The sequence below is a fragment of the Brevundimonas sp. genome (assembly GCF_036400995.1).
GTDB lineage: Bacteria > Pseudomonadota > Alphaproteobacteria > Caulobacterales > Caulobacteraceae > Brevundimonas.
In genome coordinates, this window is sequence record NZ_DASWWG010000084.1 from 1 (window position 1) to 25,388 (window position 25,388).

At 69.0% G+C, this 25,388-nt stretch carries 28 protein-coding genes and 1 tRNA gene; 15 read left to right on the forward strand and 14 right to left on the reverse strand.

Annotated elements, in window-relative coordinates:
- From VGE03_RS16565 to VGE03_RS12025, 10 genes are all read left to right on the forward strand, one after another.
- On the forward strand, nucleotides 1-318 hold a 318-nt coding region (locus VGE03_RS16565; RefSeq protein WP_414644944.1), incomplete at its 5' end, for an ATP-binding protein.
- Nucleotides 233-1,375, forward strand: coding sequence for a chemotaxis protein CheA (locus VGE03_RS11985; RefSeq protein WP_414644945.1), 1,143 nt, complete (start codon nucleotides 233-235; stop codon nucleotides 1,373-1,375). The genes VGE03_RS16565 and VGE03_RS11985, both read left to right, overlap by 86 nt.
- Nucleotides 1,376-1,378: 3 nt before the next feature.
- Nucleotides 1,379-1,840 carry a chemotaxis protein CheW gene (locus VGE03_RS11990; RefSeq protein WP_331046704.1) on the forward strand — a complete coding sequence of 154 codons (462 nt, stop codon included), beginning with the start codon at nucleotides 1,379-1,381 and terminating at the stop codon, nucleotides 1,838-1,840.
- Nucleotides 1,837-2,700, forward strand: a complete 864-nt coding sequence (locus VGE03_RS11995) for a protein-glutamate O-methyltransferase (RefSeq protein WP_331046705.1) — start codon at nucleotides 1,837-1,839, stop codon at nucleotides 2,698-2,700. The genes VGE03_RS11990 and VGE03_RS11995 overlap by 4 nt, the downstream gene beginning before the upstream one ends.
- Entirely contained in the window at nucleotides 2,697-3,749 is a 1,053-nt protein-coding gene (locus VGE03_RS12000) for a chemotaxis response regulator protein-glutamate methylesterase (protein ID WP_331046706.1), read from the forward strand. Before VGE03_RS11995 ends, VGE03_RS12000 begins: the two co-directional genes overlap by 4 nt.
- 10 nt (nucleotides 3,750-3,759) lie before the next feature.
- Nucleotides 3,760-4,149 carry a response regulator gene (locus tag VGE03_RS12005; RefSeq protein WP_331046707.1) on the forward strand — a complete coding sequence of 130 codons (390 nt, stop codon included), beginning with the start codon at nucleotides 3,760-3,762 and terminating at the stop codon, nucleotides 4,147-4,149.
- Nucleotides 4,146-4,694, forward strand: coding sequence for a chemotaxis protein CheD (locus VGE03_RS12010; RefSeq protein ID WP_331046708.1), 549 nt, complete (start codon nucleotides 4,146-4,148; stop codon nucleotides 4,692-4,694). The genes VGE03_RS12005 and VGE03_RS12010 overlap by 4 nt, the downstream gene beginning before the upstream one ends.
- A complete protein-coding gene (locus tag VGE03_RS12015; RefSeq protein WP_331046709.1) occupies nucleotides 4,694-5,026 on the forward strand; it encodes a hypothetical protein in 333 nt (110 codons plus the stop codon). Before VGE03_RS12010 ends, VGE03_RS12015 begins: the two co-directional genes overlap by 1 nt.
- Before the next feature lie 4 nt (nucleotides 5,027-5,030).
- Nucleotides 5,031-5,636, forward strand: coding sequence for a response regulator (locus VGE03_RS12020; protein ID WP_331046710.1), 606 nt, complete (start codon nucleotides 5,031-5,033; stop codon nucleotides 5,634-5,636).
- Nucleotides 5,633-6,091 (forward strand): chemotaxis protein CheE, encoded by a 459-nt coding sequence (locus VGE03_RS12025; RefSeq protein WP_331046711.1) that lies wholly within the window; start codon nucleotides 5,633-5,635, stop codon nucleotides 6,089-6,091. Before VGE03_RS12020 ends, VGE03_RS12025 begins: the two co-directional genes overlap by 4 nt.
- Before the next feature lie 29 nt (nucleotides 6,092-6,120).
- On the opposite strand, the gene VGE03_RS12030 is transcribed toward VGE03_RS12025, so the two are convergent.
- From VGE03_RS12030 to VGE03_RS12040, 3 genes are all read right to left on the reverse strand, one after another.
- The gene (locus VGE03_RS12030) at nucleotides 6,121-7,851 is read right to left on the reverse strand and encodes a class I adenylate-forming enzyme family protein (protein ID WP_331046712.1); all 1,731 of its coding nucleotides are present in this window, start codon (nucleotides 7,849-7,851) and stop codon (nucleotides 6,121-6,123) included.
- Between the two features lie 117 nt (nucleotides 7,852-7,968).
- Nucleotides 7,969-8,409, reverse strand: coding sequence for a hypothetical protein (locus VGE03_RS12035; RefSeq protein WP_331046713.1), 441 nt, complete (start codon nucleotides 8,407-8,409; stop codon nucleotides 7,969-7,971).
- Between the two features lie 795 nt (nucleotides 8,410-9,204).
- Nucleotides 9,205-9,281, reverse strand: a tRNA-Arg gene (locus VGE03_RS12040).
- A gap of 134 nt (nucleotides 9,282-9,415) precedes the next feature.
- Here VGE03_RS12040 and VGE03_RS12045 point away from each other — a divergent pair.
- Entirely contained in the window at nucleotides 9,416-10,714 is a 1,299-nt protein-coding gene (locus VGE03_RS12045; protein WP_331046714.1) for a hypothetical protein, read from the forward strand.
- A gap of 16 nt (nucleotides 10,715-10,730) precedes the next feature.
- Here VGE03_RS12045 and VGE03_RS12050 read toward each other — a convergent pair whose 3' ends face one another.
- The 5 genes from VGE03_RS12050 to VGE03_RS12070 form a co-directional block, all read right to left on the reverse strand.
- Nucleotides 10,731-10,997 carry a hypothetical protein gene (locus VGE03_RS12050; protein ID WP_331046715.1) on the reverse strand — a complete coding sequence of 89 codons (267 nt, stop codon included), beginning with the start codon at nucleotides 10,995-10,997 and terminating at the stop codon, nucleotides 10,731-10,733.
- Nucleotides 10,939-11,418, reverse strand: coding sequence for a hypothetical protein (locus VGE03_RS12055; protein ID WP_331046716.1), 480 nt, complete (start codon nucleotides 11,416-11,418; stop codon nucleotides 10,939-10,941). The genes VGE03_RS12050 and VGE03_RS12055 overlap by 59 nt, the downstream gene beginning before the upstream one ends.
- Nucleotides 11,419-11,431: 13 nt before the next feature.
- Nucleotides 11,432-11,791, reverse strand: coding sequence for a hypothetical protein (locus VGE03_RS12060; RefSeq protein WP_331046717.1), 360 nt, complete (start codon nucleotides 11,789-11,791; stop codon nucleotides 11,432-11,434).
- A gap of 14 nt (nucleotides 11,792-11,805) precedes the next feature.
- Nucleotides 11,806-12,282: a helix-turn-helix transcriptional regulator gene (locus VGE03_RS12065; RefSeq protein ID WP_331046718.1), complete on the reverse strand. Its 477-nt coding sequence runs from the start codon at nucleotides 12,280-12,282 to the stop codon at nucleotides 11,806-11,808.
- A 151-nt stretch (nucleotides 12,283-12,433) separates the two neighbouring features.
- A complete protein-coding gene (locus tag VGE03_RS12070; RefSeq protein ID WP_331046719.1) occupies nucleotides 12,434-14,503 on the reverse strand; it encodes a TonB-dependent siderophore receptor in 2,070 nt (689 codons plus the stop codon).
- Between the two features lie 49 nt (nucleotides 14,504-14,552).
- Here VGE03_RS12070 and VGE03_RS12075 point away from each other — a divergent pair, with 49 nt between their 5' ends.
- Nucleotides 14,553-15,719, forward strand: coding sequence for a DUF1624 domain-containing protein (locus VGE03_RS12075; protein WP_331046720.1), 1,167 nt, complete (start codon nucleotides 14,553-14,555; stop codon nucleotides 15,717-15,719).
- Here the strand turns inward: VGE03_RS12075 and VGE03_RS12080 are convergent.
- Nucleotides 15,716-15,865 (reverse strand): hypothetical protein, encoded by a 150-nt coding sequence (locus VGE03_RS12080; RefSeq protein WP_331046721.1) that lies wholly within the window; start codon nucleotides 15,863-15,865, stop codon nucleotides 15,716-15,718. The two genes, VGE03_RS12075 and VGE03_RS12080, sit on opposite strands and share 4 nt — an antisense overlap.
- 113 nt (nucleotides 15,866-15,978) lie before the next feature.
- Between VGE03_RS12080 and ligD the strand changes: the two genes are divergently transcribed.
- A complete protein-coding gene (gene ligD / locus VGE03_RS12085; protein ID WP_331046722.1) occupies nucleotides 15,979-18,525 on the forward strand; it encodes a DNA ligase D in 2,547 nt (848 codons plus the stop codon).
- Here the strand turns inward: ligD and VGE03_RS12090 are convergent.
- The 4 genes from VGE03_RS12090 to VGE03_RS12105 form a co-directional block, all read right to left on the reverse strand.
- Nucleotides 18,522-19,409 (reverse strand): Ku protein, encoded by an 888-nt coding sequence (locus VGE03_RS12090; RefSeq protein ID WP_331046723.1) that lies wholly within the window; start codon nucleotides 19,407-19,409, stop codon nucleotides 18,522-18,524. The two genes, ligD and VGE03_RS12090, sit on opposite strands and share 4 nt — an antisense overlap.
- 127 nt (nucleotides 19,410-19,536) lie before the next feature.
- Nucleotides 19,537-21,183, reverse strand: a complete 1,647-nt coding sequence (gene groL / locus VGE03_RS12095; RefSeq protein WP_331046724.1) for a chaperonin GroEL — start codon at nucleotides 21,181-21,183, stop codon at nucleotides 19,537-19,539.
- Between the two features lie 52 nt (nucleotides 21,184-21,235).
- Nucleotides 21,236-21,523, reverse strand: a complete 288-nt coding sequence (locus tag VGE03_RS12100) for a co-chaperone GroES (protein ID WP_331046725.1) — start codon at nucleotides 21,521-21,523, stop codon at nucleotides 21,236-21,238.
- Between the two features lie 162 nt (nucleotides 21,524-21,685).
- Nucleotides 21,686-23,125, reverse strand: coding sequence for a tetratricopeptide repeat protein (locus tag VGE03_RS12105; protein ID WP_331046726.1), 1,440 nt, complete (start codon nucleotides 23,123-23,125; stop codon nucleotides 21,686-21,688).
- Between the two features lie 156 nt (nucleotides 23,126-23,281).
- Here VGE03_RS12105 and VGE03_RS12110 point away from each other — a divergent pair, with 156 nt between their 5' ends.
- Nucleotides 23,282-23,704, forward strand: coding sequence for a glycine zipper 2TM domain-containing protein (locus VGE03_RS12110; RefSeq protein WP_331046727.1), 423 nt, complete (start codon nucleotides 23,282-23,284; stop codon nucleotides 23,702-23,704).
- Nucleotides 23,705-23,852: 148 nt separating this feature from the next.
- On the forward strand, nucleotides 23,853-24,215 hold the full coding sequence (locus VGE03_RS12115; RefSeq protein ID WP_331046728.1) for a VOC family protein: 363 nt from the start codon (nucleotides 23,853-23,855) through the stop codon (nucleotides 24,213-24,215).
- Here VGE03_RS12115 and pgi read toward each other — a convergent pair.
- On the reverse strand, nucleotides 24,212-25,388 hold a 1,177-nt coding region (gene pgi, locus VGE03_RS12120), incomplete at its 5' end, for a glucose-6-phosphate isomerase (RefSeq protein ID WP_331046729.1). The two genes, VGE03_RS12115 and pgi, sit on opposite strands and share 4 nt — an antisense overlap.

Genomic DNA, 25,388 nt, shown 5'->3' on the forward strand with positions numbered 1-25,388 from the left:
ATCACCCACATGCTGCGCAACGCCATCGACCACGGGCTGGAAAGCGCCGAGGAGCGCGAGGCCGCCGGCAAGCCCGCCGAGGGCACGGTCCGTCTGGCCGCCCTGCACCGCTCGGGCCGCATCGTCATCGAGATCGCGGACGACGGCAAAGGCATCAACCGCCCCCGCGGCTCCGGCCACCATTCGGGTCGATCTGGAACGGGTCGACCGCCTGATCAATGCCGTCGGCGAGCTGGTCATCCAGCAGGCTATGCTGGCCCAGCGCGTCGCCGAAAGCGGCATGGCCGCCCGGTCGTCGGCGGTGATGATGGGCCTTGAGGACCTCGAGCTGCTGACGCGAGAGATCCAGGACAGCGTCATGGCCATCCGGGCCCAGCCCGTGAAGTCGGTCTTCCAGCGCATGCCGCGCCTGGTCCGCGAAGTCGGCGACATGACCGGCAAGAAGGTGCGTCTGGTCACCTCGGGCGAGGACACCGAGGTCGACAAGACCGTGGTCGAACGGCTGGCCGAGCCGATCACCCACATGCTGCGCAACGCCATCGACCACGGGCTGGAGAAGCCCGCCGATCGCGAGGCCGCCGGCAAGTCCGCCGAAGGCACGGTCCATCTGGCCGCCCTGCATCGCTCGGGTCGCATCGTCATCGAGATTTCGGACGACGGCCGCGGCATCAACCGCGAACGGGTCAAGGGCATCGCCGTCGCGCGCGGCCTGATCGCCGAGGACGCCGTCCTGACCGACGACGAGATCGACAACCTGATCTTCCTGCCGGGCTTCTCGACCGCCGAGACCATCACCGACGTCTCGGGCCGGGGCGTCGGCATGGATGTGGTCAAGCGCTCCATCCAGGCCCTGGGCGGCCGCATCTCGATCAGCTCGGTTCCGGGCAAGGGTTCGACCTTCACCCTCAGCCTGCCGCTGACCCTCGCGGTGCTGGACGGCATGGTCGTCGGCGCCGCCGAACAGACCTTGGTCGCCCCGCTGTCGAACATCGTCGAGAGCCTAACCCCCCGGGCAGAGGACGTGCACTACGTCGGCGGCCGTGACGCGGTGATCCGCTTCCGCGAAAACTTCGTGCCCCTGATCGACGTGGCCCAGGTGATGGGCTTCCGCGACGCGCCGGTGGTCTCGGGCCATGGCGTCGCCCTCGTCGTCGAGACCGAGTCCGGCGCCCGCGCCGCCCTGATGGTCGACGCCATCCAGGGGCAGCGCCAGGTCGTCATCAAGAGCCTCGAGACCAACTACCAGCAGGTGCCCGGCGTCGCCGCCGCCACCATCCTCGGCGACGGCCGCGTCGCCCTCATCCTCGACGTCGACGCCATCGTCGCCAATGCCCGTCGCCGGACCCCCGGCGCCGAACTCAAGCTCGCGAGCTGATCCATGACCGAAGTGCAAAACAACGCCGCTGTCCGTGAACTGATCGCCTTCCGTATCGGCGAGCAGGAGTTCTGCGTCGACATCATGTCGGTGCGTGAAATCCGGGGCTGGACCCCGGCGACCCCGCTGCCGCGTTCGCCCGGCTACATGAAGGGGGTCATCAACCTGCGCGGGGCCGTCCTGCCGATCGTCGATCTCGGCGCCCGGTTCGGCCTGCGCACCTCCGAGCCGACGGCCCGCCACGTCATCATGGTCGCGCACATCGGCGGCCGCACCGTGGGCCTGCTGGTCGACGCCGTTTCGGACATCATCCAGCTCACCGACGGCGCCGTCCAGGCGACGCCGGACGTCGCCAGCGACGAGGTGCGCACCTTCGTGAAGGGCATCTTCGCCCTCGAGGGCCGCATGATCAGCCTGATCGAACTGGACATGATCCTGCCGGAAGCGGAAGCCGAAGCCGCATGACCTCCGCCGCCGGGGCGCAGTCGATGGTCGAGGGCGAGTTCGCCCTCACGTCCGACGACTTCCGCCACATCGCCCACGTCCTGCATTCCTACGCCGGCATCGCGCTGGGCGAGGGCAAGGCCGCGCTGGTCTATTCGCGCCTGGCCAAGCGCCTGCGCGCCCTGGGCCTGCGCAGCTTCCGTGAGTATTGCGAACTGATCGACGGCGTCGAAGGCGTCGACGAGCGCCAGTTGATGACGGCGGCCCTGACGACCAACGTCACCCGCTTCTACCGCGAGCCGCATCATTTCGATCATCTGCGCGACCGGGTGATGCCCAAGCTGGCCGAACGCGCCCGCGCCGGCGGCCGGGTCCGCCTGTGGTCGGCCGCCTGCTCGAACGGGCAGGAGCCCTATTCGATGGCGCTGACCGTGCTTCAGACCCTGCCCGAGGCGGCGGATCTGGATGTGCGCATCCTGGCGACGGACATCGACCCCAACATGGTCGCCCAGGGCCACGAGGGCGTCTATTCCGAAGAGGCGCTGGAGCCGGCTCCGGCCACCCTGTGGCGCAAGTATTTCAACCGCGCCGACCGCGGCCAGTGGAGCGCCGGTCCGCAGCTGCGCCGGCTGGTCGCCTTCCGCGAGCTGAACCTGATCGGCGACTGGCCGATGAAGGGCAAGTTCGACGTCATCTTCTGCCGCAACGTCGTGATCTATTTCGACGACGCGACCCAGGAGCGGGTGTGGAACCGCTTCACCCCGCTGATGAACCCGGGCGCGACCCTGTACATCGGCCACTCCGAGCGGGTCTCGGGCGCCGCCGCCGGCCGCCTGCAGACCAGCGGCCTGACCACCTACCAGCTGGGGCATGCGGGATGAGCGCCCCCGTCACCGTCCTGGTCGTCGACGACAGCCCGACCATGCGGGGCCTGCTGACCGCCGCCCTGCGCCGCGATCCCGAGATAGAGGTCGTCGGTTCGGCCGCCGATCCGCTGGAAGCCCGCGAGGCGATCAAGCGCCTGAACCCCGACGTCATCACCCTCGACGTCGAGATGCCCAACATGAACGGGCTGGAGTTCCTCGAGAAGATCATGCGCCTGCGGCCGATGCCGGTGGTCATGGTCTCGACCCTGACCCAGAAGGGCGCGGAAACGACCGTCGCGGCGCTCGAAATGGGCGCGGTCGACGCGATCGGGAAGCCCATGGACGGCACGCCCGCCGCCGTAGCCTTCGCCGAGCTGGCGACCAAGGTGAAGGCCGCCGCCCGCGCCCGCGTGCGTCCGCGCGGCGACGGCCCTGCCGCGGCGCCGCCGCCGCCCGGCGATTACCGGCCCGATCCGAACCATGTCCTCGCCATCGGCGCCTCGACCGGCGGCGTGGAGGCCCTGCTGACCATCCTGCAAGGGTTCCCGGCCGACTGTCCGGCGACGGTGATCACCCAGCACATGCCCGCGACCTTCACGAAGAGCTTCGCGGCCCGGCTGGACAAGGTCTGCGCCCCGACCGTGACCGAGGCCGAGGACGGCGCGCCGGTGAAGCCCGGCCACATCTACATCGCGCCCGGCGGGGAGGCCCATCTGGAAGTCTCCGGCGCCAGCCCGCGCTGCCGGCTGGTCCGCAGCGACACCGTCAACGGCCACCGCCCGTCGGTGGACGTGCTGTTCAACTCGGTCGCCCGCCTGAACCGTCCGATGACCGGCGTGATCCTGACCGGCATGGGCCGGGACGGCGCCAAGGGGCTGCTGGAGATGCGCCAGAAGGGCGCCCACACCCTGGGTCAGGACGAGGGGTCCTCGATCGTCTACGGCATGCCGCGCGCCGCCCACGAGATCGGCGCCGTCGAGCGTCAGCTTCCGCTCCAGCGCCTCCGTCCCGCCATTCTCGACCTTTGCTCCGCTTCACCGCGGTCCGCATCGACTGCTGCCTGAAGGATACCGAATGCCCGCCGCCGCCGCCCTCCACGTCCTTGTCGTCGATGACCAGCAGACCATGCGGTCGCTCGTGCGCAACAGCCTGCAGCAGCTCGGCGTCCGCGAGATCCGCGAGGCTTCGGACGGCGAGATCGCGCTGCGCGAGGTGATCACCCGGCCGGCGCATCTGGTGATCTCGGACTTCAACATGCCGAACCTGGACGGTCTGGGCCTGCTGCGCGCCATCCGGGCCCACCCCCCGATCCAGACGACCGCCTTCATCATGCTGACCGGCCGCGCCGACCGCGAACTGGTCCAGCGCGCGGTGCAGTTCGGCGTGAACAACTATCTGGTGAAGCCCTTCACCGTGGCCCAGCTGAAAGAGAAGCTGGAAGCCGTCTTCGGACCCCTGACGTGAGCGGGGGGGCTCCCGAGCGGGGCGAAATCCGGGTCCACGTCGGCCAGGGCGAGCACCATGTGACGTCCGATCCGGCGGTCATGCTGACCACGGTGCTGGGCTCCTGCGTGGCCGCCTGCCTGACCGATCCGCTGGCCGGCGTCGGCGGCATGAACCACTTCCTGCTCCCGGACGGTGCGGGCGCGGGCACGGACGCGGGTCGCCGCTACGGCGCCTATGCGATGGAACTGCTGATCAACGAGCTGATCAAGGCCGGCGCCCGTCGCGAGCGGCTGGAGGCCAAGCTGTTCGGCGGCGGCCGCATGTTCGACAGCTTGCGCGACGTGGGCCTGCAGAACGCCGACTTCGCCGAACGCTTCCTGCGCGATGAAGGCATCCGCGTCGTGGGCGGCAGCCTGCGCGGCGCGGGCGGCCGTCGCCTTCATTACTGGCCGGTCAGCGGCCGCGCCCTGCAGCGGGGCGTCACCGATGCGGCCACCCCGCCGGCGCGTCCGGTCATCACGCCTCCGCCGGTGGTCGCCGGCGGCGAGCTGGAGCTGTTCTGATGTCGGCGGACGCGCCCTCTCTTCTGGCCGCCCTGGCCGCCGAGATCGGTGACGTCCGCTCGGGCGTGGACCGCATGTCCGCGCTCGTCTCCGATCTGGTGCGCCGCCTTCCGGTGGAAGACCGGGCCGAAGCCCTGACCGACGCCCAGGCCCTGGACAGCCTGATCCAGCGCCTCGACGCGGTCGCCGGCGTCCTGCATGGCCTGTCGTCCGGCCAGACCTCCGCCGACGCCGTGTCCACCGTTCTGCTGGCCGATGTGGCCGGACGTCTTCAGGGGCGGGAGCCCGCCCGCACGTCCGACGACGCGGGCGACCTGATGTTGTTCGACTGACGCCATGTCCGCCTCGGCCAACAGCCCCAACGCCCGCGTCAACCTCGAGCACTCGACGGTGCTTCTGATCGACGACAATCCCAAGTCGCTGGATATGCTCAGCTCGATCTTTCACGGCTTCGGCGTGCGGGAGCAGATCAAGTGCGAAAGCGCGGTCGAGGCGGCCGAGATCATCAAGCGCAAGGCCATCGACCTGATCCTCGTCGACTGCTCGATGCCCGAGATGGACGGCTATGACTTCACCCGCTGGCTGCGGCGCGAGATGCCGGCCCCGGCGCGCTACACGCCGGTGATCATGCTGACCGGCCATGCGGCCCAGTCCAACATCCAGAAGAGCCGCGACTGCGGGGCCAGCTTCGTGGTCGCCAAGCCGCTGACGCCGAGCGTCCTGCTGCGGCGCATCCTGTGGCTGGGCAATGACGAACGGGAGTTCGTCGAGTGCGACAGCTACGTCGGCCCCGACCGCCGCGTGCGCAATTTCGGCCCCCCGCTGGGCCAGTCCGGCCGCCGCGCCGGAGACCTGTCCACCCACGTCGGCGAGCCCGCCGAGGCCAATATGGACCAGGCCGACATCGACATGCTGATGAAACCGCGAAGGGTGTCCCTGTGAGTGAAGCCCGCACCCTGAAGATCAAGAGCCCGCTGGCCCGACAGCTGGCGATCCCCGGCGGTCGCACGATCGCCGACGCCAAGCGCCTGGCCGAGGCCGGTCTGGAGAGCCACAAGGCCGACATCATGGGCGACCTGGGTCGGCTGGTCGGACAGCTGGAAGGACTTTGCGCCACCCGCACGGTCGAGGGTCAGGCGCGGGTCTATGCCCTGGCCTCGGCGCTGGTGGACATGGCCGGCTTCTTCGACACCGGCCCGCTCTACACCGCGGGCTACAGCCTGTGCGATCTCGGCGAACGCATGCAATCGGCCGGCGTCTGGAGCTGGCCGGCGGTCGAGGTCCACGTGAAGGCCCTGCGCCTGATCCTGGCCGGCGGCTGCAAGTCCGGCGCGGAATCGGACGTCCTGCTGCAGGGGCTGCGCAGCGTGCTGGCCGCCTTCACCCCGACTGCCTAGGCCGCCCCAAGCCCTGCCTCGGCGTCGCGTCAGGCGAACCGGGCCTTCAGCTCGCCCTTCACCACCTTGCCGGCCGCATTGCGGGGCAGGGGTTCGGGCAGGACGTGCACTTCGACGGGCGTCTTGAACGCCGCCAGCCGCGCCGCCGTCAGGGCCTTCAGCGCATCCGCCTCGACCGCCTGACCCGGGGCCAGCGACACGACCGCGATCGGCACCTCGCCCAGCACCGGATGCGGCTTGGCGATCAGCGCCGCCTCGGCCACCGCCGGATGCTCGAACAGGATCGCCTCCACCTCCTGGCAGTAGATGTTCTCCCCGCCCCGGATGATGATGTCCTTCGCCCGGTCGACGATGAAGCAGAAGCCCTCCTCGTCGATCCGCGCCAGATCGCCGGTGCGCACCCAGCCGTCGATGAAGGTCTCGGCGGTCGCCTCCGGCTTGTTCCAGTAACCCTTCACGATGTTCGGCCCATAGGCCATCAGCTCGCCCACCTCCCCCGTCGGCAGCTCGGCGCCGTCCGGCCCCACCACCTTGATCGCGCTGACCGGCATGGCCGGGCCGCAGCTGTCGGGGCGGCTCACATAGTCCTCGCCGAAATGGTGGGTGTGGGTGGCCGAGGTCTCGGTCATGCCCCAGCCCGAGCCGGGCCGGGCGGTGGTCCGGTCGTCGATCTGGCGCACGAGGTCCGTCGGCGCCGCGGCCCCGCCGTAGGTCACGGTCTCCAGCGAGGACAGGTCGTACTTGTCGCGGTCCGGGTGTTGCAACAACTGGATCGCTACCGTCGGCACGCCGCCGATCAGGTTGATCTTCTCCCGCTCGATCAGCATCAGGGCCTCGGCGGCGTCGAACCGCCGCTGGCACACCAGCGTCTGACCCGTCACCAGCGCCGGCAGCAGCAGGGCGTTGCAGCCCGTGGTGTGGAAGAAGGGGATCGAAACCAGCCCGACCTTGACCACGCTGGGGTCCGGCGTCGGCGGCGCCTCGCCCCGGCGCACGAAGGCGCGGACGTAGGAGTACAGCCCCGCCACCGCGCCGCAGCCGGCGTTGCGATGGGTGCCCAGCGCCCCCTTGGGGAAGCCGGTGGTGCCGGAGGTGTAGAAGATGGCCGCCGGATCCTCGGGGTCCAGCGGCACGCCGGGCATCTCCCCCGGCGGCAGGTCGGCCCAGGTGTCCGAGGTCCCGATCACCCGCTCCAGCATCCGGACCCTCGGGTCGCCCGAGGCTTCTGTCCCGCGGCAGACCAGCACGTCGGTCAGGCCGTCCAGTTCCGGCAGGTGCGGCGCGATCCGTTCCAGCCGCTCGCCGTCGACGATGGCGACCGAACTGCCGGAATCCTTCAGCCCGTAGGCCAACTCCTCACCGGACCACCAGGCGTTCAGCGGGGTCACCACGGCGCCCAGCAGGCCCGCGGCGAAGAAGCTGACCGGCCATTCGGGCACATTGCGCATGGCCACGGCGACCCGGTCGCCCTTCTTCACACCGCGCGCCTTCAGGTCCGCCGCCAGCGCCAGCGTCGCCCGCGAGAAGGCCTCGAACGACACCCGCTCGTCGCCATAGACGATGAACGGACGCGCGCCCCACTGACGACCCGCCATGAAGGTGTGCAGCAGCGTCGGTGGCGCGTTCTTCCAGATCTTCGTCGGACGCCCCTCGATGATCGTCTCGACGACCTCGAAGATCGATCCCGGCGCGGTCAGGGCGGCCGTGGCCTGGGCAAGGGTCAGCGCGGGCCACGCGCGGGCGGCGGCTTGGTCGGTCATGGGCGTTTTCCTGGTCCGCCGCTTTGCGCGGTCTGGTCTGGACGCAGAGTGACGCCCTTTTCGGCAACTGATCAAGGTTCAGTTGGTCGCAGCGGCGGGCCCGCCCCCGCGTCGCCGTCAGGATCCGGGGATGGAGGCGCGGAAGGCGTCGATCGACGGATAGCGTTCACCGACCGGCGGCCGGCCGTCGCAAAGGGCCTGCCGCAGGCCTTCCGTGCCGTCTTGCTCGCTGATCGGGGTCGCTTCCTCGGGGATGTCGCTGCCTTGCATCAGGGCGCCGTCCCGGCCGTAGGCGAAGGCGCTGATCGCCGTCACCGTGCGGGCCTCGCAGTTCACGAACAGATTGATCTTCAACCACCCGAACGGCGCATCGGCCTCCTTCGCGACCATGACGGTGGTCGCCGTCCGCCGTGTCGGCGGGCCGGCCGGGCTGTCCACGTCCAGTCCGACGGTGAAGGCTGTCTCCTCCCGCAGCAGGCGCCAGTCCTCCGCCCGGGCGGCGCCCGCGGACAGGGTGGCGGCGAGACCGGCGACGGCGAGGGACTTGAGCAGGGTCATGGGATTCACCGATGGTTTTCCGAACCATGACCGGCAACCCGTGCGCGTGTCAAAGCAGGCGACCCGCGGGTCGTTCGGCCTTTATCGTACTCGGTCTCTGGAGCAAGTATCGGTGGTCTTCTGGACCTGTTGAGCAATTCGTGCATTAATACGCGAGCGCGCGACACGGTGAATCTCCGGGCCGTAGCCAGTCCGTTTTAAGGCAAGTGGACGGGTGCAATGTGGGGGAATTCGGAGTCCCCACCGCGTACTGGGGGCGGGCGACCGCCCCTTTTTATTTATCGACAGGCCAGACGCGCTGATATCTTCGGCGCTTGCGCTTTACGTCATCTGTGCCGAGACCGTGGAAGGTGACTACGAAGAGCCTCCGACGCTCAGTGCAGCATTTCACGGTCAGCTGAAACCACCTTCCGGCGCTGCCAGCGAAGTACAGAAAGGTGATGTGGCGTTCTCGGTCGAAATACGCTTCTCCATCCCGAACCGCCTCTGCCATGAGCGGCAAGTGTTGCGCTTCCAAGCCGTGCTTCTCGATAGCCTTCAGCGCGTAGTCATGCCCGATCCGGATCTCCCGCGAAGAGGCGTTCATATAACCGTCGAGGTACGCGGACAGTCTGCCAACGTAGCGGTCCGAACGTTGCCCGCTTTGCAAAAATCGCTTCCATTCCTCAACGTCCATAGGGTGAGGTTACCTCGCGCGTTCCGGTTGCGGAATAGCCGGACGTTAGGTCGGCCTCGCACAAAGTGTTCGGGCAATTTGCCTGGAGCCGGAAACGGCTGATGGTCGTCTAGATAAGATGGCGCACCCGACACGATTCGAACGTGTGACCTTTGCCTTCGGAGGGCAACGCTCTATCCAGCTGAGCTACGGGTGCGTCTGTCGGCGACGAGGCCGGGACGAAGGCCTCTACAGCACTGGCGGCCCGCCCTCAATCCCGAAAGCATGACGGCGCTTGGCCAGGCGATGATCCGGGCCTAGCGTGCGGCCCGGTTCGATCCGGAGGTTTCCATGCGCGCCCTTGTTCTCGCCCTGCTGTGCCTTGTCGGCGCCTGCGCCTCCGGTCCCGCCGCTCCGCCCGCCGGAAGCGGCCCGGGCGGCGACAGCCTGGACGCCATCGCCCGCGACTATGTCGCCCTGACGCTGGAGATCGGCGAACGGGAGCCCGGCTATGTCGACGCCTACTACGGCCCGGCAGAGTGGCAGACGGCGGCGAAGGCGAACCCCCGCACCGTGCCCCAGCTGATCCAGGGCGCCGCCGGCCTGACCGAGCGGCTGAACGCGGTCTCCGTCGCCGGGGCCGGTCCGGCGGTGCGGCAGCGCAAGGCCTATCTTCTGGCCCACGTCTCGGCCGCCTCGGCGCGCCTGCGCATGCTGTCCGGCGAGACGATGAGCTTCGCCGATGAGGCCGAAGCCCTGTTCGGCGTCCGGCCCGAGCTGCGTCCGTTGACCAGCTTCGATCCGGTGCTGGCCGAGATCGACGCCCTGATCCCCGGCGCCGGCTCCCTGACCGACCGGGTCAACGCGTTCCGCTCCCACTACGTCATTCCGAGGGACCGGCTGCAGGTGGTGATGGACGCCGCCATCGCCGAGTGCCGCGCCCGCACCGCCCGCCACATCCGCCTGCCCGCCGACGAGAATTTCACGCTCGCCTTCGTCGGCGACAAGCCGTGGTCCGGCTATAATTATTACCAGGGCAATTCGCAGTCGAAGATCGAGATCAACGCCGACTTCCCCATCTACACCGAGCGGGCCATCGATCTGGGCTGCCACGAGGGCTACCCCGGTCACCACGTCTACAACGCCCTGCTGGAGCGGACCTTCGTTCGCGAGCGCGGCTGGGTGGAGATGAGCGTCTATCCGCTGTTCAGCCCGATGTCCTTCGTCGCCGAGGGCAGCGCCAACTACGGCATCGATCTGGCCTTCCCCGGTGACGAGGGAACCCGGTTCGAGCGCGAGGTGCTGTTCCCGCTCGCGGGACTGGACCCGGCGACGGCGGAGAAGAAGGCGCAGCTGGGCGCGCTCACCCGTCGGCTGGCCCGGGCCGAATACACCATCGCCGACGACTATCTGGCCGGTCGGGTGGGCCGTGACGAGACCATCGAGCGGCTGATGAAGTACACCCTGTCGGACCGCGCCAAGGCGACCCAGCGCCTGCGCTTCATCGACACCTACCGCAGCTACATCATCAACTACGGCCTGGGTCGCGACGTGGTGCAGGCCTGGGTCGAGCGGCAGGGACCGGATCACTGGCAGGGCATGGAGACCCTGTTGTCGAGCCAGATCCTGCCGGCCGACCTGCTGCCCTGAGACCCGCCCCGGGGGATCAGGCCCGCAGGCCACCATCCCCGGCCAGGCCGCGCATGAAGGCGGTCAGCCGCATCAGGGCGCCCAGGTCCCGCTCGTCGGTCCGGCTGCCGGCCTTCAGGTTGTCCTGCAGGACCTCCAGCATCATGACCGCGTGCGCCGCCGTTTCCGGCTTCTGATCGAGGATCTGGGCCTCGGCGCGCGAGCGACGGACCTCGTCGCTTTCGTCAGGGCCGCTGGACTGCGTCCAGATCGACCAGGCGTGATCGATGTTTGTCTTGGGCATGGAAACCGCCCTCCCGGGCGAAACGCCGCGCGGCCCAGGCTTCCCAGGCGCCGGCGAAGAAAGTGATACAGATGAGCAGCCACACCTCCAGGCGGATGGTGACGGCCGTCCATACGAAGTGCCGGCCCGAGGCCAGCAGGGGGACGACGTGGGTGAGGACCGAGATCAGCTGGAAGCCCGTCAGGGCCGTCAGCCACCAGCGGTCCCGGACACAGGTCAGCCACAGGATCGCGATCAGGAAGACGACTTCCAGCGCCGCGATCCCGGCGCGCCAGGTGCCGATCTGGAACGGCTCCATGACGCGCACGAGGACCAGCAGGGCCAGCACCATTCCGCCGACCACGCGCTCTTCCCAGTTTCCGAACAGAAACAGGGCCAGGACGCCGGCCAGCGTGATGACGATGATCGCGGTCGTGACCACCCGGAACCGGTCCTCAGGCCGTCGCCAGTCGGCCGGTCGGCTTGGGCGCCTCCACCTCGCCGTCGCCGGGCTTGGTCTCGCCGGGGATCAGCAGGGTGTGGTTCAGGCCCATGCGACGGGCGTCGCGCAGGGCGTGATTGTGCGCCTCGACCAGTTCCCCGCGCGCCTCGGTGAGGGTGTACAGGGCCTTGGCCGCCGCGCTGAAGGCGCGGTGTCCGGCGCCCGCCGCCAGGCCCGCGCTCATGCGGCCCGACAGGGCGTGGGAGATCATGTCTGCGAGACGGGCTCCGGCCGCGTCGATCATGTGTTCGGTTTCACGGAGGTCCAGCGCCACGGCGCTGGCGAACTCGTCGGGTTTCCGGGCGATGTTCATGGGGTCCTTCGGGATCAGGGGTTGCCACCTGTCGGCGCGAAAGGATCCGTTCCCCCGAACACCAGTCCGACCAGCCCCGTGAGGATGGTCAGCGCCAGCAGCCCCGCCAGGGCCCATCCGAAGATGGCCATGGTGCGGACGCGCAGCGTGCCGGGCGTCCGCCACCGTCCCAGCCTTGCATAGAGCCCGTAGAGCCCCCCCGCGGCCGGAGCGGTCGAAGCGAGGGAACCGGCGAACCGGTCCGCATCGACGCCCGTTTCTGGCGGCGAAACGGTGGTCGGCGGAATGGCGTCCGTCGCGTATGACGCGTCAGACGCCAGGGCCCTGAGGGCCGCCTTGCGGGTGTTGACCCCGAACTTTCTGAGGATCTCGCGGAAGTGCTTGTCGACCGTGTTCTCGGAGATGCCGAGCGCGCGCGCGATCTCCTTGTCGGTCATGGTCGCCGACAGCCGGAGGCATTCTTCCTGCCGCTTTGTCAGCCTGTCCGGCATTCGCACCCCCCTCCCGGCAACAGCTAAGTCGGTTAGGTCGTGGTCGTCCAGAGCCTTGATTCTTCAAGCGCCTTTCGTGGCGTATGGACAACGCCCATCGTTAACGCCGAAACGGCCTTTCGGTGGCGGGGGATGATGAACGCCGGTCAGGTCAAAGGCGGGCCCTCAGCGAGACCCGCACGGACCGGGGCGCGCCGCGGCTGATCCACAGCGGGCTGTAGGAACTGGCGGCATAGTCCTCATCCAGCAGGTTGTCGGCCTCGACCCTCAGCGACAGATGATCGGTCAGGTCCAGCTCGGTCGCCGCCTTCAGTTTCCAGTAGGCGGGGAGGCGCAGGCCGGAGGCGTCGATCGCCCCCGCCCGCTCACCCATATAGGCCGCGCCGCCGGTCACCGACCATTCGCGTCCGCCGGCCAGCGGGAACCGGCCGACCGCGTACAGGGCGCCCGAATGCTCCGGCACATTCAGCACCGCCTCGCTGACGAAGGCCGCGTCGTCGGCCCTGGCGTCGGTCCAGGCGTAGTTGGCGATGACCTGCCACGCCTCGCCCAGCCGCATCGACCCGTCCAGTTCGATCCCGCGCGTGGTCAGCCGTCCGACCGTCGCCAGATAGTTGGGATCGACCGGGTCATTGGTCAGGATGTTGGTTTTCTCGATATCGAAGAGGGTCGCGGCCAGATCGAGGCCGTCCCAGGCGCCGCTGAGCCCCAGCTCCCAGCCCTCGCCGGTCTCGGGCGCGAAGCCCTGTCCGTCGCGTCCCGTGCCCGAGTTCAGCACGAATGACCGGCCGAACCCCGCATGCAAGGCGAGCGCCTCGGTCAGCTGGTAGCGGCCGCCCACATGGTAATCGAGCGGGGAGTCCGCCGCCTCGCCGACGGCGCCGGTCCGGTTGTTGCGGATGGTCTGACTGTAGTCGTCGTACCTGACCCCGGCGTTCAGGCTCAGGCGGTCGGTCACTTCCCAGAGATCCTCGGCGTAGACGGTGACGACCTCGCGCTGCTCCAGATTGTCGGTGAACGGCAGGGGCGTCGGCCGGGGCTGGCCGTAGACCGGATCGCGCACATCGACGGCATAGGGCGAACCGGCGGTCGGATTGATCCGCAGCCATTTCTCCCCGTACTCCAGCCGGTAGGCTTTCACCCCGAACGTCGGCCGGTGCAGGCCCGGACCCGCCTCGACCCGGCCCGTCAGCTCCAGTCGGCCGGACAGGTCGTCGACCGAGAAGTCCCGGCCGCGCCGCTGCCGCCACAGGCTGTCGCCGACCAGTCGCGAATGGTCACTGGACAGGCCCTGCAGGGTCCCGGTCCGCCAGGCCAGGCCGCCGGTCAGGCGCCAGTCGTCATTCAGCCAAAGCTCGCCGGTCAGCTGGTGCCGTTCGTTGCGGAAGCGGGTCACGCCGTCGCCGGGCTCGCCGTAGTAGTTGTCGCGCGGCAGGGCCAGGGCGTCGCCGCCCAGGGCGGGCACGCCCCGGTCGAACAGGGTGTCGAAGGCGGTGATTTCGCCGACATAGGTCAGTCGCGCGTTCGCCGTCGGCCGCCAGGTCAGGGACGGGGCGATGACGCTGCGGTCCAGCCCCACAGGGTCGCGCCAGCCGTCGCCGGTCTCGCCCACCAGCACCAGCCGTCCGGCCAGGGTATCGGTGATCGGGCCAGTCACGTCCAGTTCGCCGCGCCGCAGGCCGAACGAGCCGACGGTGGCGGTCAGCGATCCGGCGGCCTCGAACCGCGGGGTCTTCGACACTATGTTCACCCGTCCGGCCGGATCGATGTCGCCGAACAGGGCGCCGGACGGTCCCTTCAGGATCTCGATGCGGTCGGCCGTCGCCGGATCGCGCGGCGGCGCCATGCCCCGGTTGGCCAGGAAGCCGTCGACGTAGTATTCCGCGCCGCCGTCCGGCGTGCCCAGGAAGCCGCGGATGGCGAAATTGTCCATCACGCCGCCGCGGTTGTTCTGCTGGCTGATCCCGCTGACCAGCTCCAGCGCGTCCGCCAGCCGGGTGGCGCCGACCGCCTCGATCAGGTCGGATTCGATCGAGCGGCTCGATTGCGACATCCGCTCCGTCGCCGCCCCCGCCCCCAGGGTGGCGTCGCGCGGCGCGCGGCGGCCCAGCACCACGATCTCGTCCAGCGTCGCCTGCTGCGGGTCGGTGACCGGCGCGTCAGGCGGGGTCGAGGCGGCCGCCAGGAGGCAAAGACCCGCGCAGCTCGTCAGCAGGGACAAGGGGAAACTCCATTTGTAATGTTATTACATAACGGCTAGACGCTCCGCCATGTCGCTGTCAACCGTCGCGCCCGGTCCCTCCCTTTCCGCCCGCATCCCCTCCATCGACGCCCTGCGCGGGCTCGTGATCCTGCTGATGCTGGTCGATCATGCGCGGGAGTTCTTCTTCATCCACGCCCAGGTCTCCGATCCGATGAGCGTGGCGGAGACTTCGCCGGCCCTGTTTTTCACCCGGCTTCTGGCCCACCTCTGCGCGCCCGTCTTCGTGGCCCTCACCGGGCTCGGCGCCTGGCTGTACGGCGCGAAGAGCGGCGGCGCGGCCGCGGCGTCGGGCTTCCTGTTCAAGCGGGGCCTGTTCCTTGTGGCGCTGGAGCTGACGGTGGTCAGCTTCGCCTGGAATTTCGACCTCACCCCGCCGACGATCTTCCTTCAGGTGATCTGGGCCATCGGCCTGTCGATGATCGCCCTGTCCGCCCTGGTGTGGCTGCCGCGCCCGGCGCTGATCGCGGTCGGCGTCGTGATCGTGCTGGGACACAACCTGCTGGATCCGGTCACCTTCGCCCAGGGCGAGCCCGGACACGCCGTCTGGGCGGTCCTGCACGACCGGGGCTTCATCGAGCTGCCGTGGGACCAGCGCATCCGCACCTCCTATCCGCTGCTGCCCTGGATCGGCGTCGCCGCCCTCGGCTATGCGATCGGCCCCTGGTTCTCGTCAGGGGGCGAGGCCGCCCCGCGTCGCCGTCGCCTGATCGGCCTGGGTCTCGGCATGCTGGGGCTGTTCGCCGTGCTGCGCGGGATCAACGTCTATGGCGAGCCGCTGCCCTGGTCGGTCTATCCGGACCCGCTCCAGACCCTGATGAGCGTGCTCAACCTGACCAAATACCCGCCCTCGGCCGACTTCCTGCTGCTCACCCTGGGCGTGGGCGCCCTGCTGCTGGCCGCGTTCGAGGTTCTCTGGCCGCGTCTGATCAGGCTGTTGTCGGTCTACGGCGGCGCGCCGCTGTTCTTCTACCTGATCCACCTCTACGGCCTGCATCTGGCCTACAGGGTCTGCCTGATCGCGTTCGGCGCCAATCACGGCGACAGCTTCGGCGTGCCGAACGTCGCCTGGGTCTGGGCCATCGCCGTCGCGGCGGCGATCCCCAGCTGGTTCGCCTGCCGATGGTTCGCCGGCGTCAAGCGGCGCAGCAATCAGTGGTGGATGAAGTACCTCTAGGGAACCGCGCCGGTCACCGGGCCCACGCCGTCGTCCTCATCGTCGGCCTTCGGCAGGGGGATCGCGCGGTCCGGGCGCTTCATCGCCTCCTCCTCCTGCCGCAGGCGCTCGATATCTTCGGCCAGGGGCGTTCTCGGGTCGGTCATGGGGTACTCCGTCGGTTACCCGCACGGAATGACCGGAAGGGCGGCGGCGTTCCCTGACGGGAGCTGAGCCATTCCTGCTCCGGCGCGTTTACCGGCCTCTCGGGAGGATCATCGTGCGTGGAGAACTGGAGACCTACAGAGCCAGACGGGATTTTGGAGGGACCTCCGAACCGAGAGGGCGCAAGGGCCCGGCCCGGAAAAGCCGCCTGACCTATCTGATCCAGCGGCATGCCGCGACGCGCCTGCACTACGATTTCCGGATTGAGGCGGACGGCGTGCTCAAGTCCTGGGCAGTGACCAAGGCCCCGTCCCGCGACCCGGCGGTGAAGCGTCTCGCGGTCGAGGTCGAGGACCATCCGATGGACTACGGCGATTTCGAGGGGACTATCCCGTCCGGCCACTACGGCGCCGGAACGGTGCAGATGTGGGACCGCGGCACATGGGAGCCGCAGTCTCCCGAAACCCTTGAGGCCGATTTCAGGAAGGGGTCGGTGAAAATGCTTCTGCACGGCGAGCGGCTGCAAGGCGGCTGGGCGCTGGTGCGGCTCAAGTCGGATCGGGGCAAGCCGTCGAAGCGGTCCAACTGGCTGCTGATCAAGGAGAAGGACGCCTTCGCCGTCCCCGGCGAGAGCGACGCCAATATGGAGATCGACGCCTCGGTCACGACCGGTCGCTCGTTGGCCGAGATCGCGGCGGGACGTAAGCAGTGGACGTCATCAAAGCCGGTGAAGAAGGTCGGGCCCAAACCGCCTCAACCCCGGGCGCGTGAGGCGGCGCTGAAAAAGCCGCCGGCCTTCCTGCCGATCCAGCTGTGCAAGGTCGCCGACCATCCGCCCCAGGGCGCGAGTTGGGCCCATGAGATCAAGTTCGACGGCTATCGCGTCCAGATCGCCACCGGGGGCGGCAAGGCCCGCCTCTACACCCGGCGCGGGCATGACTGGTCCGACAAGTTTCCCGAGGTCGTGGCCGACGCCGCGCACTGGCCTGACGGGGTGGTGGACGGCGAACTCTGCGCCCTGGATGACGACCACATGCCGGACTTCTCGGCCCTGCAGAGCGCCATCTCGGACGGTAAGACCGGGGGGCTGGTCTTCTTCGCCTTCGACCTGCTGACCGAGGGGGCGGACGACCTGCGCAAACTGCCCTTGTCCCATCGCAAGGCCCGGCTTCAGGCCCACATCGACCGGATCCCGGGGTCGGCGGGCAGGCGAATCCGCTACGTCGATCACTTCGCCACCTCCGGCTCGGCCATTCTGGAAAGCGCCTGCCGGATGGACCTCGAAGGCGTGATCTCGAAGAAGCTGGACGCCCCCTATTCGGCCGGCCGCTCCTCGACCTGGCTGAAGTCCAAATGCCGGGGCCGGGACGAGGTGGTCATCGGCGGCTGGTCGTCCCGGGGCGGGACCCGCTTCCGCTCCCTTCTAGTCGGGGTGCGCGAGACGGGCGGGCTGCGCTATCTGGGCCGGGTCGGCACGGGCTATTCCCAGCCCCTGCTCAGGACCCTGATGCCCGCGCTCAAGCGCGAGGCGGCCGAGGCCAGTCCCTTTACCGGTCCGGGCGCTCCGCGCGGCGGACGCGACATCCATTGGCTCAGACCGGTGCTGGTCGCCGAGCTGGAGCATGGCGGTTATACCGAGTCCGGATCACTGCGTCAGGCCGCCTTCAAGGGTCTGCGCGATGACAAGGCCGCCGCCGAGGTCACGGATCGTCCCCGGGCGCCCGCCGTGAAGGCCCCGCCGAAAACCGCCGCCACCCGCAGAAGCAAAACGGTGGCTGCGGGCGTCACCCTGTCCAGTCCCGACAAGGTCCTGTGGCCCGCCGCAGCCGGACGTCCCGCGGTCACCAAGGCCGACCTCGCCCGCTACTACGAACAGGTCGCCGACCGCCTCCTGCCGCATGTGGCCGACCGTCCCCTGTCCATCGTCCGCGCCCCCGACGGCATCGACGGCCAGCGCTTCTTCCAGCGCCACCCCCTGCCGGGTTCCAATCCCCGGCTCAAGCTGATCGATGTGAAGGAGCGCAAACCCTACGTCGGCGTCGTCGATGTCGGCGGTCTGGTCGCCCTGGCCCAGTCCGGCGGGCTGGAGCTGCATCCGTGGGGCGCCCGTCCCGGCGATCCGGAAACCCCAGATCAGGTCACCATCGACCTCGATCCGGACGAGGGGCTGGACTTCGCCGATGTGCTGGCCGCCGCGAAGACGGTGAAGGTGAAGCTGGAGGGGCTGGGCCTGACGCCCTTCGTCAAGACGACCGGCGGCAAGGGCCTGCATGTCGTCGTTCCGATCAAATCCGACGCCCGCAGCCGGGTGGACTGGGACCAATGCAAGGCCTTCGCCAGGGCTGTCGCCGAGGCGGTGCGCGCGGACGATCCCGACCGCTTCACCACCACCCTCGCCAAGAAGGCGCGAGGCGGAAAGATCTTCATCGACTATCTGCGCAACGGACGGATGGCGACCGCCGTCGCCCCATGGTCGCCCCGCGCCCGACCCGGCGCAACCATCGCGCTGCCGCTGGGCTGGAGCCAGGTTCGCAAGGGGCTGGACCCGCGCGGCTTCACCATCGCGGAGGCTGCGGGCCTGCTGAAGAAACCCGACCCATGGGCCGATTTCCGCAAGGCCGAGGCCAGTTTGAAGCCCGCCCTGAAACAGCTGGGGCTCTAGGCCGCCTTCTTCTTCGCCGCGGGCTTCTTGGCGGCCGCCTTCTTGGTCGGAGTCTTCTTCGCGGCGCTCGTCTTTGGCGTGGCCTTCTTCGCCGGCTTCGTCCCGGCGGCCGATCCTTTCAGGCTGCGCCGCAGCGCCGCCATCAGGTCAATCACATTGGTGTCTTCCGGCTCGGGCGCCTCGACCAGTCCCTTGCCGCCCTTTTGCTTGGTCCTGATCAGGGCCTTCAGCGCCTCGTCATAACGGTCGCGGAATTTCGACGGATCGAATTTCGAGTCCTTCTGGCTGATGATCTTCTCGGCGATCTCGACCATCTCGCGGTCGGCCTTCACGGCCGGGATGTCGTCGAAGAAGTCGTCCGCCGCCCGCACCTCGTCATGGGCCCGCAGCGAATAGGCGATCAGACCCTTGCCGCAGACCTCCAGCGCCAGTTGCCGCTCGCGCCCCCGCATCACCACCGCCCCAATGGCCGTCTTTCCGCTTTCCTTCATGGCCTCGCGGATCACCGCGAAGGCCTCGCCCCCCGGGCCCTTCTCGGGGACCAGGTAGAAGGGGCTGTCATAGTAGCGGCGGTCGATGTCGGCGCCGTCGACGAACTGCTGGATGTCGATGGTCTTTGTCGAGTCCAGCTTCACCTTGTCGAAGTCAGCCTCGCCCATCAGGACGTACTCGTCCTTGGACACCTCATAGCCCTTCACCAGATCGGACCGCTCCACCGGCCCGGCGTCCGGATCGGTCGGGACCATGCGGATGCGGTTGTTCGTCTCCGGATTGATCAGATGGAAGCTGACGTGCGCCGTCGACGACGTCGCCGTGAACATGGCCACCGGACAGGTGACCAGCGACAGCTTCAGATGCCCTTGCCATGTCGGCCGCGCGACCATGAGAACCTCCGCGAAAGATGCGGAGTCGAACGCGGGGACGCTGCTGCGGTTCACGCACGAAAAAGGCGCCCCGGTTTCCCGGAGCGCCTTCTTCGTTCTCAGCCCGTAACGGCGGAGCGATGCGGACTTAGAAGTCCATGCCGCCCATGCCGCCCATGCCGCCGCCCATGTCGGGGGCGCCGGCCGAGGCCTTCTTCGGCGCGTCGGCGACGGCCGCTTCGGTCGTGATCAGGATGCCGGCCACCGAGGCGGCGTCCTGCAGGGCGGTGCGGACCACCTTGGCGGGGTCGATGACGCCCATCTTGACCAGGTCGCCGTATTCTTCGGTCTGGGCGTTGAAGCCGAAGGTGGCTTCGTTCGATTCCAGGACCTTGCCGACGACGATCGAGCCTTCGACGCCCGCGTTTTCCGAGATCTGACGGATCGGGGCCTGCAGGGCGCGACGGATGATGGCGATGCCGGCGTTCTGGTCGGCGTTGAAGCCGGTCACGCCTTCCAGCTTCTTCGAAGCCTTCAGCAGGGCGATGCCGCCGCCCGGGACGATGCCTTCATCGGCGGCCGCGCGGGTCGCGTTCAGGGCGTCGTCGACGCGGTCCTTCTTCTCCTTGACCTCGACTTCGGTCGAGCCGCCGACGCGCAGGACGGCGACGCCGCCGGCCAGCTTGGCCAGACGTTCCTGCAGCTTCTCCTTGTCGTAGTCCGACGAGGTGGCTTCGATCTGGGCCTTGATCTGGCCGATGCGGGCCTCGATGGCCTCCTTCTCACCGACGCCTTCCACGATCGTGGTGTCGTCCTTGGTGATGGTGACCTTCTTGGCGCGGCCCAGCATGTCGAGGGTCACGTTCTCCAGCTTGATGCCCAGGTCTTCCGAGATGACCTGGCCGCCCGTCAGGATGGCGATGTCTTCCAGCATGGCCTTGCGGCGGTCGCCGAAGCCCGGAGCCTTGACGGCGGCGACGCGCAGGCCGCCACGCAGCTTGTTGACCACCAGGGTGGCCAGGGCTTCGCCTTCGATGTCCTCGGCGATGATGATCAGCGGACGGCCCGACTGGACCACGGCTTCCAGGATCGGGAGCATGGTCTGCAGCGACGACAGCTTCTTCTCGTGGAGCAGGATGAGCGGCTCCTCGAGCTGGGCCTCCATCTTGTCCGCGTTGGTGATGAAGTAGGGCGACAGGTAGCCGCGGTCGAACTGCATGCCCTCGACGACGTCGACGGTGGTTTCAGCCGTTTTGGCTTCTTCAACCGTGATCACGCCTTCGTTGCCGACCTTGGCCATGGCTTCGGCGATCAGGGTGCCGATTTCTTCGTCGCCGTTGGCCGAGATGGTGCCGACCTGGGCGATTTCCGAGTTGTTCGAGACCGGCTTGGAGATCGACTTGACCTCCTCCAGGACGACGCCGACGGCCTTGTCGATGCCGCGCTTCAGGTCCATCGGGTTCATGCCCGCGGCGACGGCCTTCAGGCCTTCCTGAACGATGGCCTGAGCCAGAACGGTCGCGGTGGTGGTGCCGTCACCCGCCTTGTCGTTCGTCTTCGACGCGACTTCGCGGATCATCTGGGCGCCCATGTTCTCGAAGGCGTCTTCCAGCTCGATTTCCTTGGCGACCGACACGCCGTCCTTGGTCGAGCGCGGGGCGCCGAAGGACTTCTGGATCACGACGTTGCGGCCCTTCGGACCGAGGGTGACCTTCACCGCATTGGCGAGGACGTTGACGCCGCGCAGCATCTTGTCGCGCGCGTCGGTATTGAACTGTACGATCTTGGCGGCCATCCGGCTGCTCCTATCTGTCTGAATATGTTTGGAAAAAATCAGCGCCGGGTGCTTACGAGAGCACGCCCAGGACGTCCGATTCCTTCATGATCAGCAGATCGACGCCGTCGATCTTGATCTCGGTGCCCGACCATTTGCCGAACAGGATGCGGTCGCCGGCCTTCAGTTCCAGGGCCTGGACGACGCCCTTGTCGTCACGCACGCCGGCGCCGACGGAGATGACTTCGCCTTCCTGCGGCTTTTCCTTGGCGGTGTCGGGGATGATGATCCCGCCCTTGGTCTTGGATTCTTCTTCAACGCGCTTGACCAGCACGCGATCGCCGAGCGGACGGAACGCCATCGGACTTCTCCCTGTAAACCCCCGGAACGGGGCGTTCTGAAATGATGGGAGGCGCTCTCGCCGGGCCGCCGGTTGGCAGCCGGCCCATGAGAGTGCCAACGCGAGCGGCAAGTAGGGGGCGGGCCCCTCAGCGTCAAGCAGGGCGGGAGAGGAAAGGCCGCTTCAGTCCGTCGCGGCGGCCTGGGTCCAGGCGGCCTCGACCTGGCGGGCGAACAGGGGGCGGGCGCCGCGGACCCGGGTGCGCCAGTCGCGGCCGCGCGCCTGCTGGCCCAGCAGATCGCCCAGTCCGCCGCGCACCAGCACCAGGGCCTCGTCCGCGCGCGCCCGGTTGATCAGGAAGCCCGCATACTGCTCGGTTCCCGCCAGCGCCGTGGCGTGGGCGGGGGGCAGGCGGTCGTGGGCGATGGCGCGGGCGCGGCGGTAGACGCCCTCGGCCTCTGGCGCCCGGCCCAACCGGTCCAGCACCGCCGCATAGCCATGCAGGGTCTCCAGCAGGTCAGGACTGTCGACCCCGACCCCGGCCTCATAGATCGCCAGCCCCTCGCGGAACGGCGCCTCGGCCTCGGTCCAGCGGCCCTGGTCGGACAGGGCGTAGCCCAGGTTGGCGCGGGCGTTGCCGGTGAAGGGGTGGTCCGGACCGACGATCTCCAGCGCCAGCTCCAGCGCGCGGCGGAACGGCGCCTCGGCCCGGTCGCCCTGCCCGGTGACATGCAGGTACCAGCCGTAGTTGGTCAGGCATTGGGCCAGCAGGACGGGATCGTTGGCCCCCTCGGCGATGGCCACCGCCCGCACATACAGCGGCTCGGCCTGATGCGCCCGCCCGGTCCGGCGCAGCGAGTTGCCCAGGTTCGACAGCACGATCGCCACATGGAAGTCGTCCGGCCCGTACAGCACCTCGTACATCCCCAGCACCTGCCGGTAGAGGGGATCGGCCTCGGCGTGACGGCCCTGGGCGGTCAGGGCGTTGGCGACCAGGTTCAGGCTGTCGGCGGTCTTTTCGTGAACCTCGCCCAGATGGGTCCGCCGCAGCGCCAGGCTGGCGCGGGCCGAGGCCTCGGCCTCCTCATTGCGGCCCAGGGCGTCGAAGGCGCGGGCCCGGTCGTAGATCAGTGTCGCCCGCTCCAGGGGATCGGCGCTCGCCTCGTCCAGCAGGGACAGGGCCCGTTCGAGGTCCGTCAGGGCGCCCGCATAGTCCCCGCTCTCCAGCTTCAGCCGCGCCTGCACCGTCAGCGGGCGCACGACCGCCCGGTCCGAGGGGCCCAGTCGGGTCTCGACGACCTCAACCGCCGCCTTGAGCGCGGCTCCGGCGCCGGGCGCGTCGCCCGCGCCGTAGCGTTCGACGCCCAGCGCCACCAGGGCGTCGGCGGCGGCCTGGGGGTCGGTCTCCCGCCGCAGGATGGCCTGGACGGGATCGACCTCGGTCGAGGCCGAGATGCGCACATCCGCGGGCGGCGGGGGAGGAGGAGGAGGAGGAGGAGGGGGAGGAGGTGGCGGCGGCGGCTCCTGCGGCGCGACCTGGGCGGCGGCGGGCGCGGCGAGCGACAGCGACAGGCCCAGACCCGCCCCCGTCGCCAGCAGCACCATCACCAGCAGCCGTTTCACATCCGCCTCCCGCTTCCCCGCCATCAGCCCGCATTACAGCGATTTATGCAAGGTGAACCGAAACTGAACGCCCCTCTCCCGGCCTGTTCAGCCTGACCCCTCCATAAACGGTCCAACACCCGGCGACGCCGCTGGATTTCGTTGAAGGAGCCGACCATGAAGACGCTTTCGAAGATCGCTATCGCCTCGCCGGCCCTGGTCGGCGCCATGACCCTTCTGGCCGCCGCCCCGGCCCAGGCCCAGAGCCGCGACCGTGACGATACGGGCCGCAACGCCGTGATCGGCGCCGTCGTCGGCGGCCTGGCCGGCGCGGCCCTCGGCAACGGTGACGGGACCTACGTCATCGGCGGCGCCCTGGCCGGTGCGGCGCTCGGCGCGGCCGCCGGCAACAATGATCGCGACGACTGTGGCTACTACCGCGGCGGTCGCTGCTACCGGAACCAGGGCCACTGGGAACGCGAGCACGGCATCAACAGCCGCGACCCGCGCTGGGAGCAGCGTCAGGACTACCGCGACTACCGTCGTGATCGCCGCGACGACCGTCGCGACCGCGACTACCGCTACGACCGTCGCTGGTAAGCAGGCGCACTTCCTTCCGGCCGCGTGAGTCTGGCCGGATGTGTGGGCGAGGAAGGCGGGTTCTCCGGAAACGGCGGCCCGCCTTTTTCCTGTCTGGCGTCAGCGCGTGCGCGGGCGCAGGGTGCCGCCGACAGGGAGGACTCAACACATGGCGGTCACCGGCATCGGCGGCTTCTTCTTCCGCTCGAAGGATCCCGAGGCCCTCGCGGCCTGGTATCTGGAGCATCTGGGCGTCGGCGCGCCTCCGGGCGTCTATCTGTGGAACCAGCAGGCCGGTCCGACGGTCTTCGCGCCCTTCAAGGCCGACAGCGACTATTTCGCCGCCGACAAGGCCTTCATGCTGAACCTGCGCGTGGACGATCTGGACGGTCTGCTGACGTCGCTCCGGGCGGCGGGCATCGAGATCATCACCAAGGCCGAATGGGACGCCACGCCCGAGATCGGCCGCTTCGCCCGCATCCACGACCCGGAAGGCAACGCCATCGAGCTGTGGCAGCCGCCGGCCGCCTAGACCATCAGCCGCTTCATCAGCTCCGCCGTCGACGGGTCCAGCCCGGCCGACGGCTCGCCCGCCTCGACGTCCTTCAGGATGGCCCTGGCCAGGACCTTGCCCAGCTCGACGCCCCACTGGTCGAAGCTGTTGATGTCCCAGATCACGCCTTCCACGAAGGTCTTGTGCTCGTAGAGGGCCAGCAGGGCGCCGACGGCCTCGGGGCTCAGGGCGTCCATCAGCAGGGTCGAGGACGGACGGTCGCCGGGGAAGGTCTTGTGCGGGGCCAGACGGTCCGCCTCGGCCTCATCCGCGCCCGCGGCGATCAGCTCGGCCCGGGCGTCCTTCTCGGTCTTGCCGACCATCAGGGCCTGCGCCTGCGCCAGGGCGTTGGACCACAGGGGGGCGTCGCCCTCGCGCGCGTCCATGGCGGTCTCCGAGGTGTGGCCGACGACTACGAACTCGGCCGGGACCACCTGCGGGCCCTGATGGATCTGCTGGAAGAAGGCGTGCTGGCCGTTGGTGCCGGGCTCGCCGAATACGATGGGGCCGGTGGGGGTATCCACCGGGGTTCCGTCGCGCTTCACCCGCTTGCCGTTCGACTCCATCTCCAGCTGCTGCAGGAAGGCGGGCAGCCGGCGCAGGCCGTGGGCATAGGGGGCGACCGTGCGGGCGTGGCGATCCAGGCCCTCGACGTTGAAGATCTGCGCCAGCGCCAGCAGCACCGGGGCGTTTTTCTCCAGATCGGCCTCGAGGAAATGCTCGTCCATGGCCCGGGCGCCGTCCAGCACGCGCTCGAACACGTCCCAGCCCAGGGCCACGGCCACCGACAGGCTGACCGCCGACCACAGCGAGTAACGACCGCCGACCCAGTCCCGGAAGCCGAAGGTGCGGCCGCAGCCCCAGGCCTCGGCCTTCTCCGGCGCGGCGGTGACGCCGACCAGGTGGCGCGCCAGCCGCTTGGCGGGCAGGGCGGCGGTCAGCCAGGCCTTGGCCAGGTCCGCGTTGGCCAGGGTTTCCTGGGTGGTGAAGGTCTTGGAGACGACCACCACCAGAGTGGTTTCAGGCTCGAGACCGGCCAGGGCCTCGGCCATCTCGCGCGGATCGATATTGGCCACGAAGCGCAGATCGATGGTCGGCTCCAGCGGCCGCAGGGCGTCCCACAGCAGGCGCGGGCCCAGGTCGGAGCCGCCG

Bases quoted from the DNA above. Each gene is read 5' to 3' on its own strand.
- VGE03_RS11990 (WP_331046704.1), top strand. From the start codon at position 1,379: ATGACCGAAGTGCAAAACAACGCCGCTGTCCGTGAACTGATCGCCTTC.
- VGE03_RS11995 (WP_331046705.1), top strand. From the start codon at position 1,837: ATGACCTCCGCCGCCGGGGCGCAGTCGATGGTCGAGGGCGAGTTCGCC.
- VGE03_RS12000 (WP_331046706.1), top strand. From the start codon at position 2,697: ATGAGCGCCCCCGTCACCGTCCTGGTCGTCGACGACAGCCCGACCATG.
- VGE03_RS12005 (WP_331046707.1), top strand. From the start codon at position 3,760: ATGCCCGCCGCCGCCGCCCTCCACGTCCTTGTCGTCGATGACCAGCAG.
- VGE03_RS12015 (WP_331046709.1), top strand. From the start codon at position 4,694: ATGTCGGCGGACGCGCCCTCTCTTCTGGCCGCCCTGGCCGCCGAGATC.
- VGE03_RS12020 (WP_331046710.1), top strand. From the start codon at position 5,031: ATGTCCGCCTCGGCCAACAGCCCCAACGCCCGCGTCAACCTCGAGCAC.
- VGE03_RS12030 (WP_331046712.1), bottom strand. From the start codon at position 7,851: ATGACCGACCAAGCCGCCGCCCGCGCGTGGCCCGCGCTGACCCTTGCC.
- VGE03_RS12035 (WP_331046713.1), bottom strand. From the start codon at position 8,409: ATGACCCTGCTCAAGTCCCTCGCCGTCGCCGGTCTCGCCGCCACCCTG.
- VGE03_RS12045 (WP_331046714.1), top strand. From the start codon at position 9,416: ATGCGCGCCCTTGTTCTCGCCCTGCTGTGCCTTGTCGGCGCCTGCGCC.
- VGE03_RS12050 (WP_331046715.1), bottom strand. From the start codon at position 10,997: ATGCCCAAGACAAACATCGATCACGCCTGGTCGATCTGGACGCAGTCC.
- VGE03_RS12060 (WP_331046717.1), bottom strand. From the start codon at position 11,791: ATGAACATCGCCCGGAAACCCGACGAGTTCGCCAGCGCCGTGGCGCTG.
- VGE03_RS12065 (WP_331046718.1), bottom strand. From the start codon at position 12,282: ATGCCGGACAGGCTGACAAAGCGGCAGGAAGAATGCCTCCGGCTGTCG.
- VGE03_RS12075 (WP_331046720.1), top strand. From the start codon at position 14,553: ATGTCGCTGTCAACCGTCGCGCCCGGTCCCTCCCTTTCCGCCCGCATC.
- VGE03_RS12080 (WP_331046721.1), bottom strand. From the start codon at position 15,865: ATGACCGACCCGAGAACGCCCCTGGCCGAAGATATCGAGCGCCTGCGG.
- VGE03_RS12090 (WP_331046723.1), bottom strand. From the start codon at position 19,409: ATGGTCGCGCGGCCGACATGGCAAGGGCATCTGAAGCTGTCGCTGGTC.
- groL (WP_331046724.1), bottom strand. From the start codon at position 21,183: ATGGCCGCCAAGATCGTACAGTTCAATACCGACGCGCGCGACAAGATG.
- VGE03_RS12100 (WP_331046725.1), bottom strand. From the start codon at position 21,523: ATGGCGTTCCGTCCGCTCGGCGATCGCGTGCTGGTCAAGCGCGTTGAA.
- VGE03_RS12110 (WP_331046727.1), top strand. From the start codon at position 23,282: ATGAAGACGCTTTCGAAGATCGCTATCGCCTCGCCGGCCCTGGTCGGC.
- VGE03_RS12115 (WP_331046728.1), top strand. From the start codon at position 23,853: ATGGCGGTCACCGGCATCGGCGGCTTCTTCTTCCGCTCGAAGGATCCC.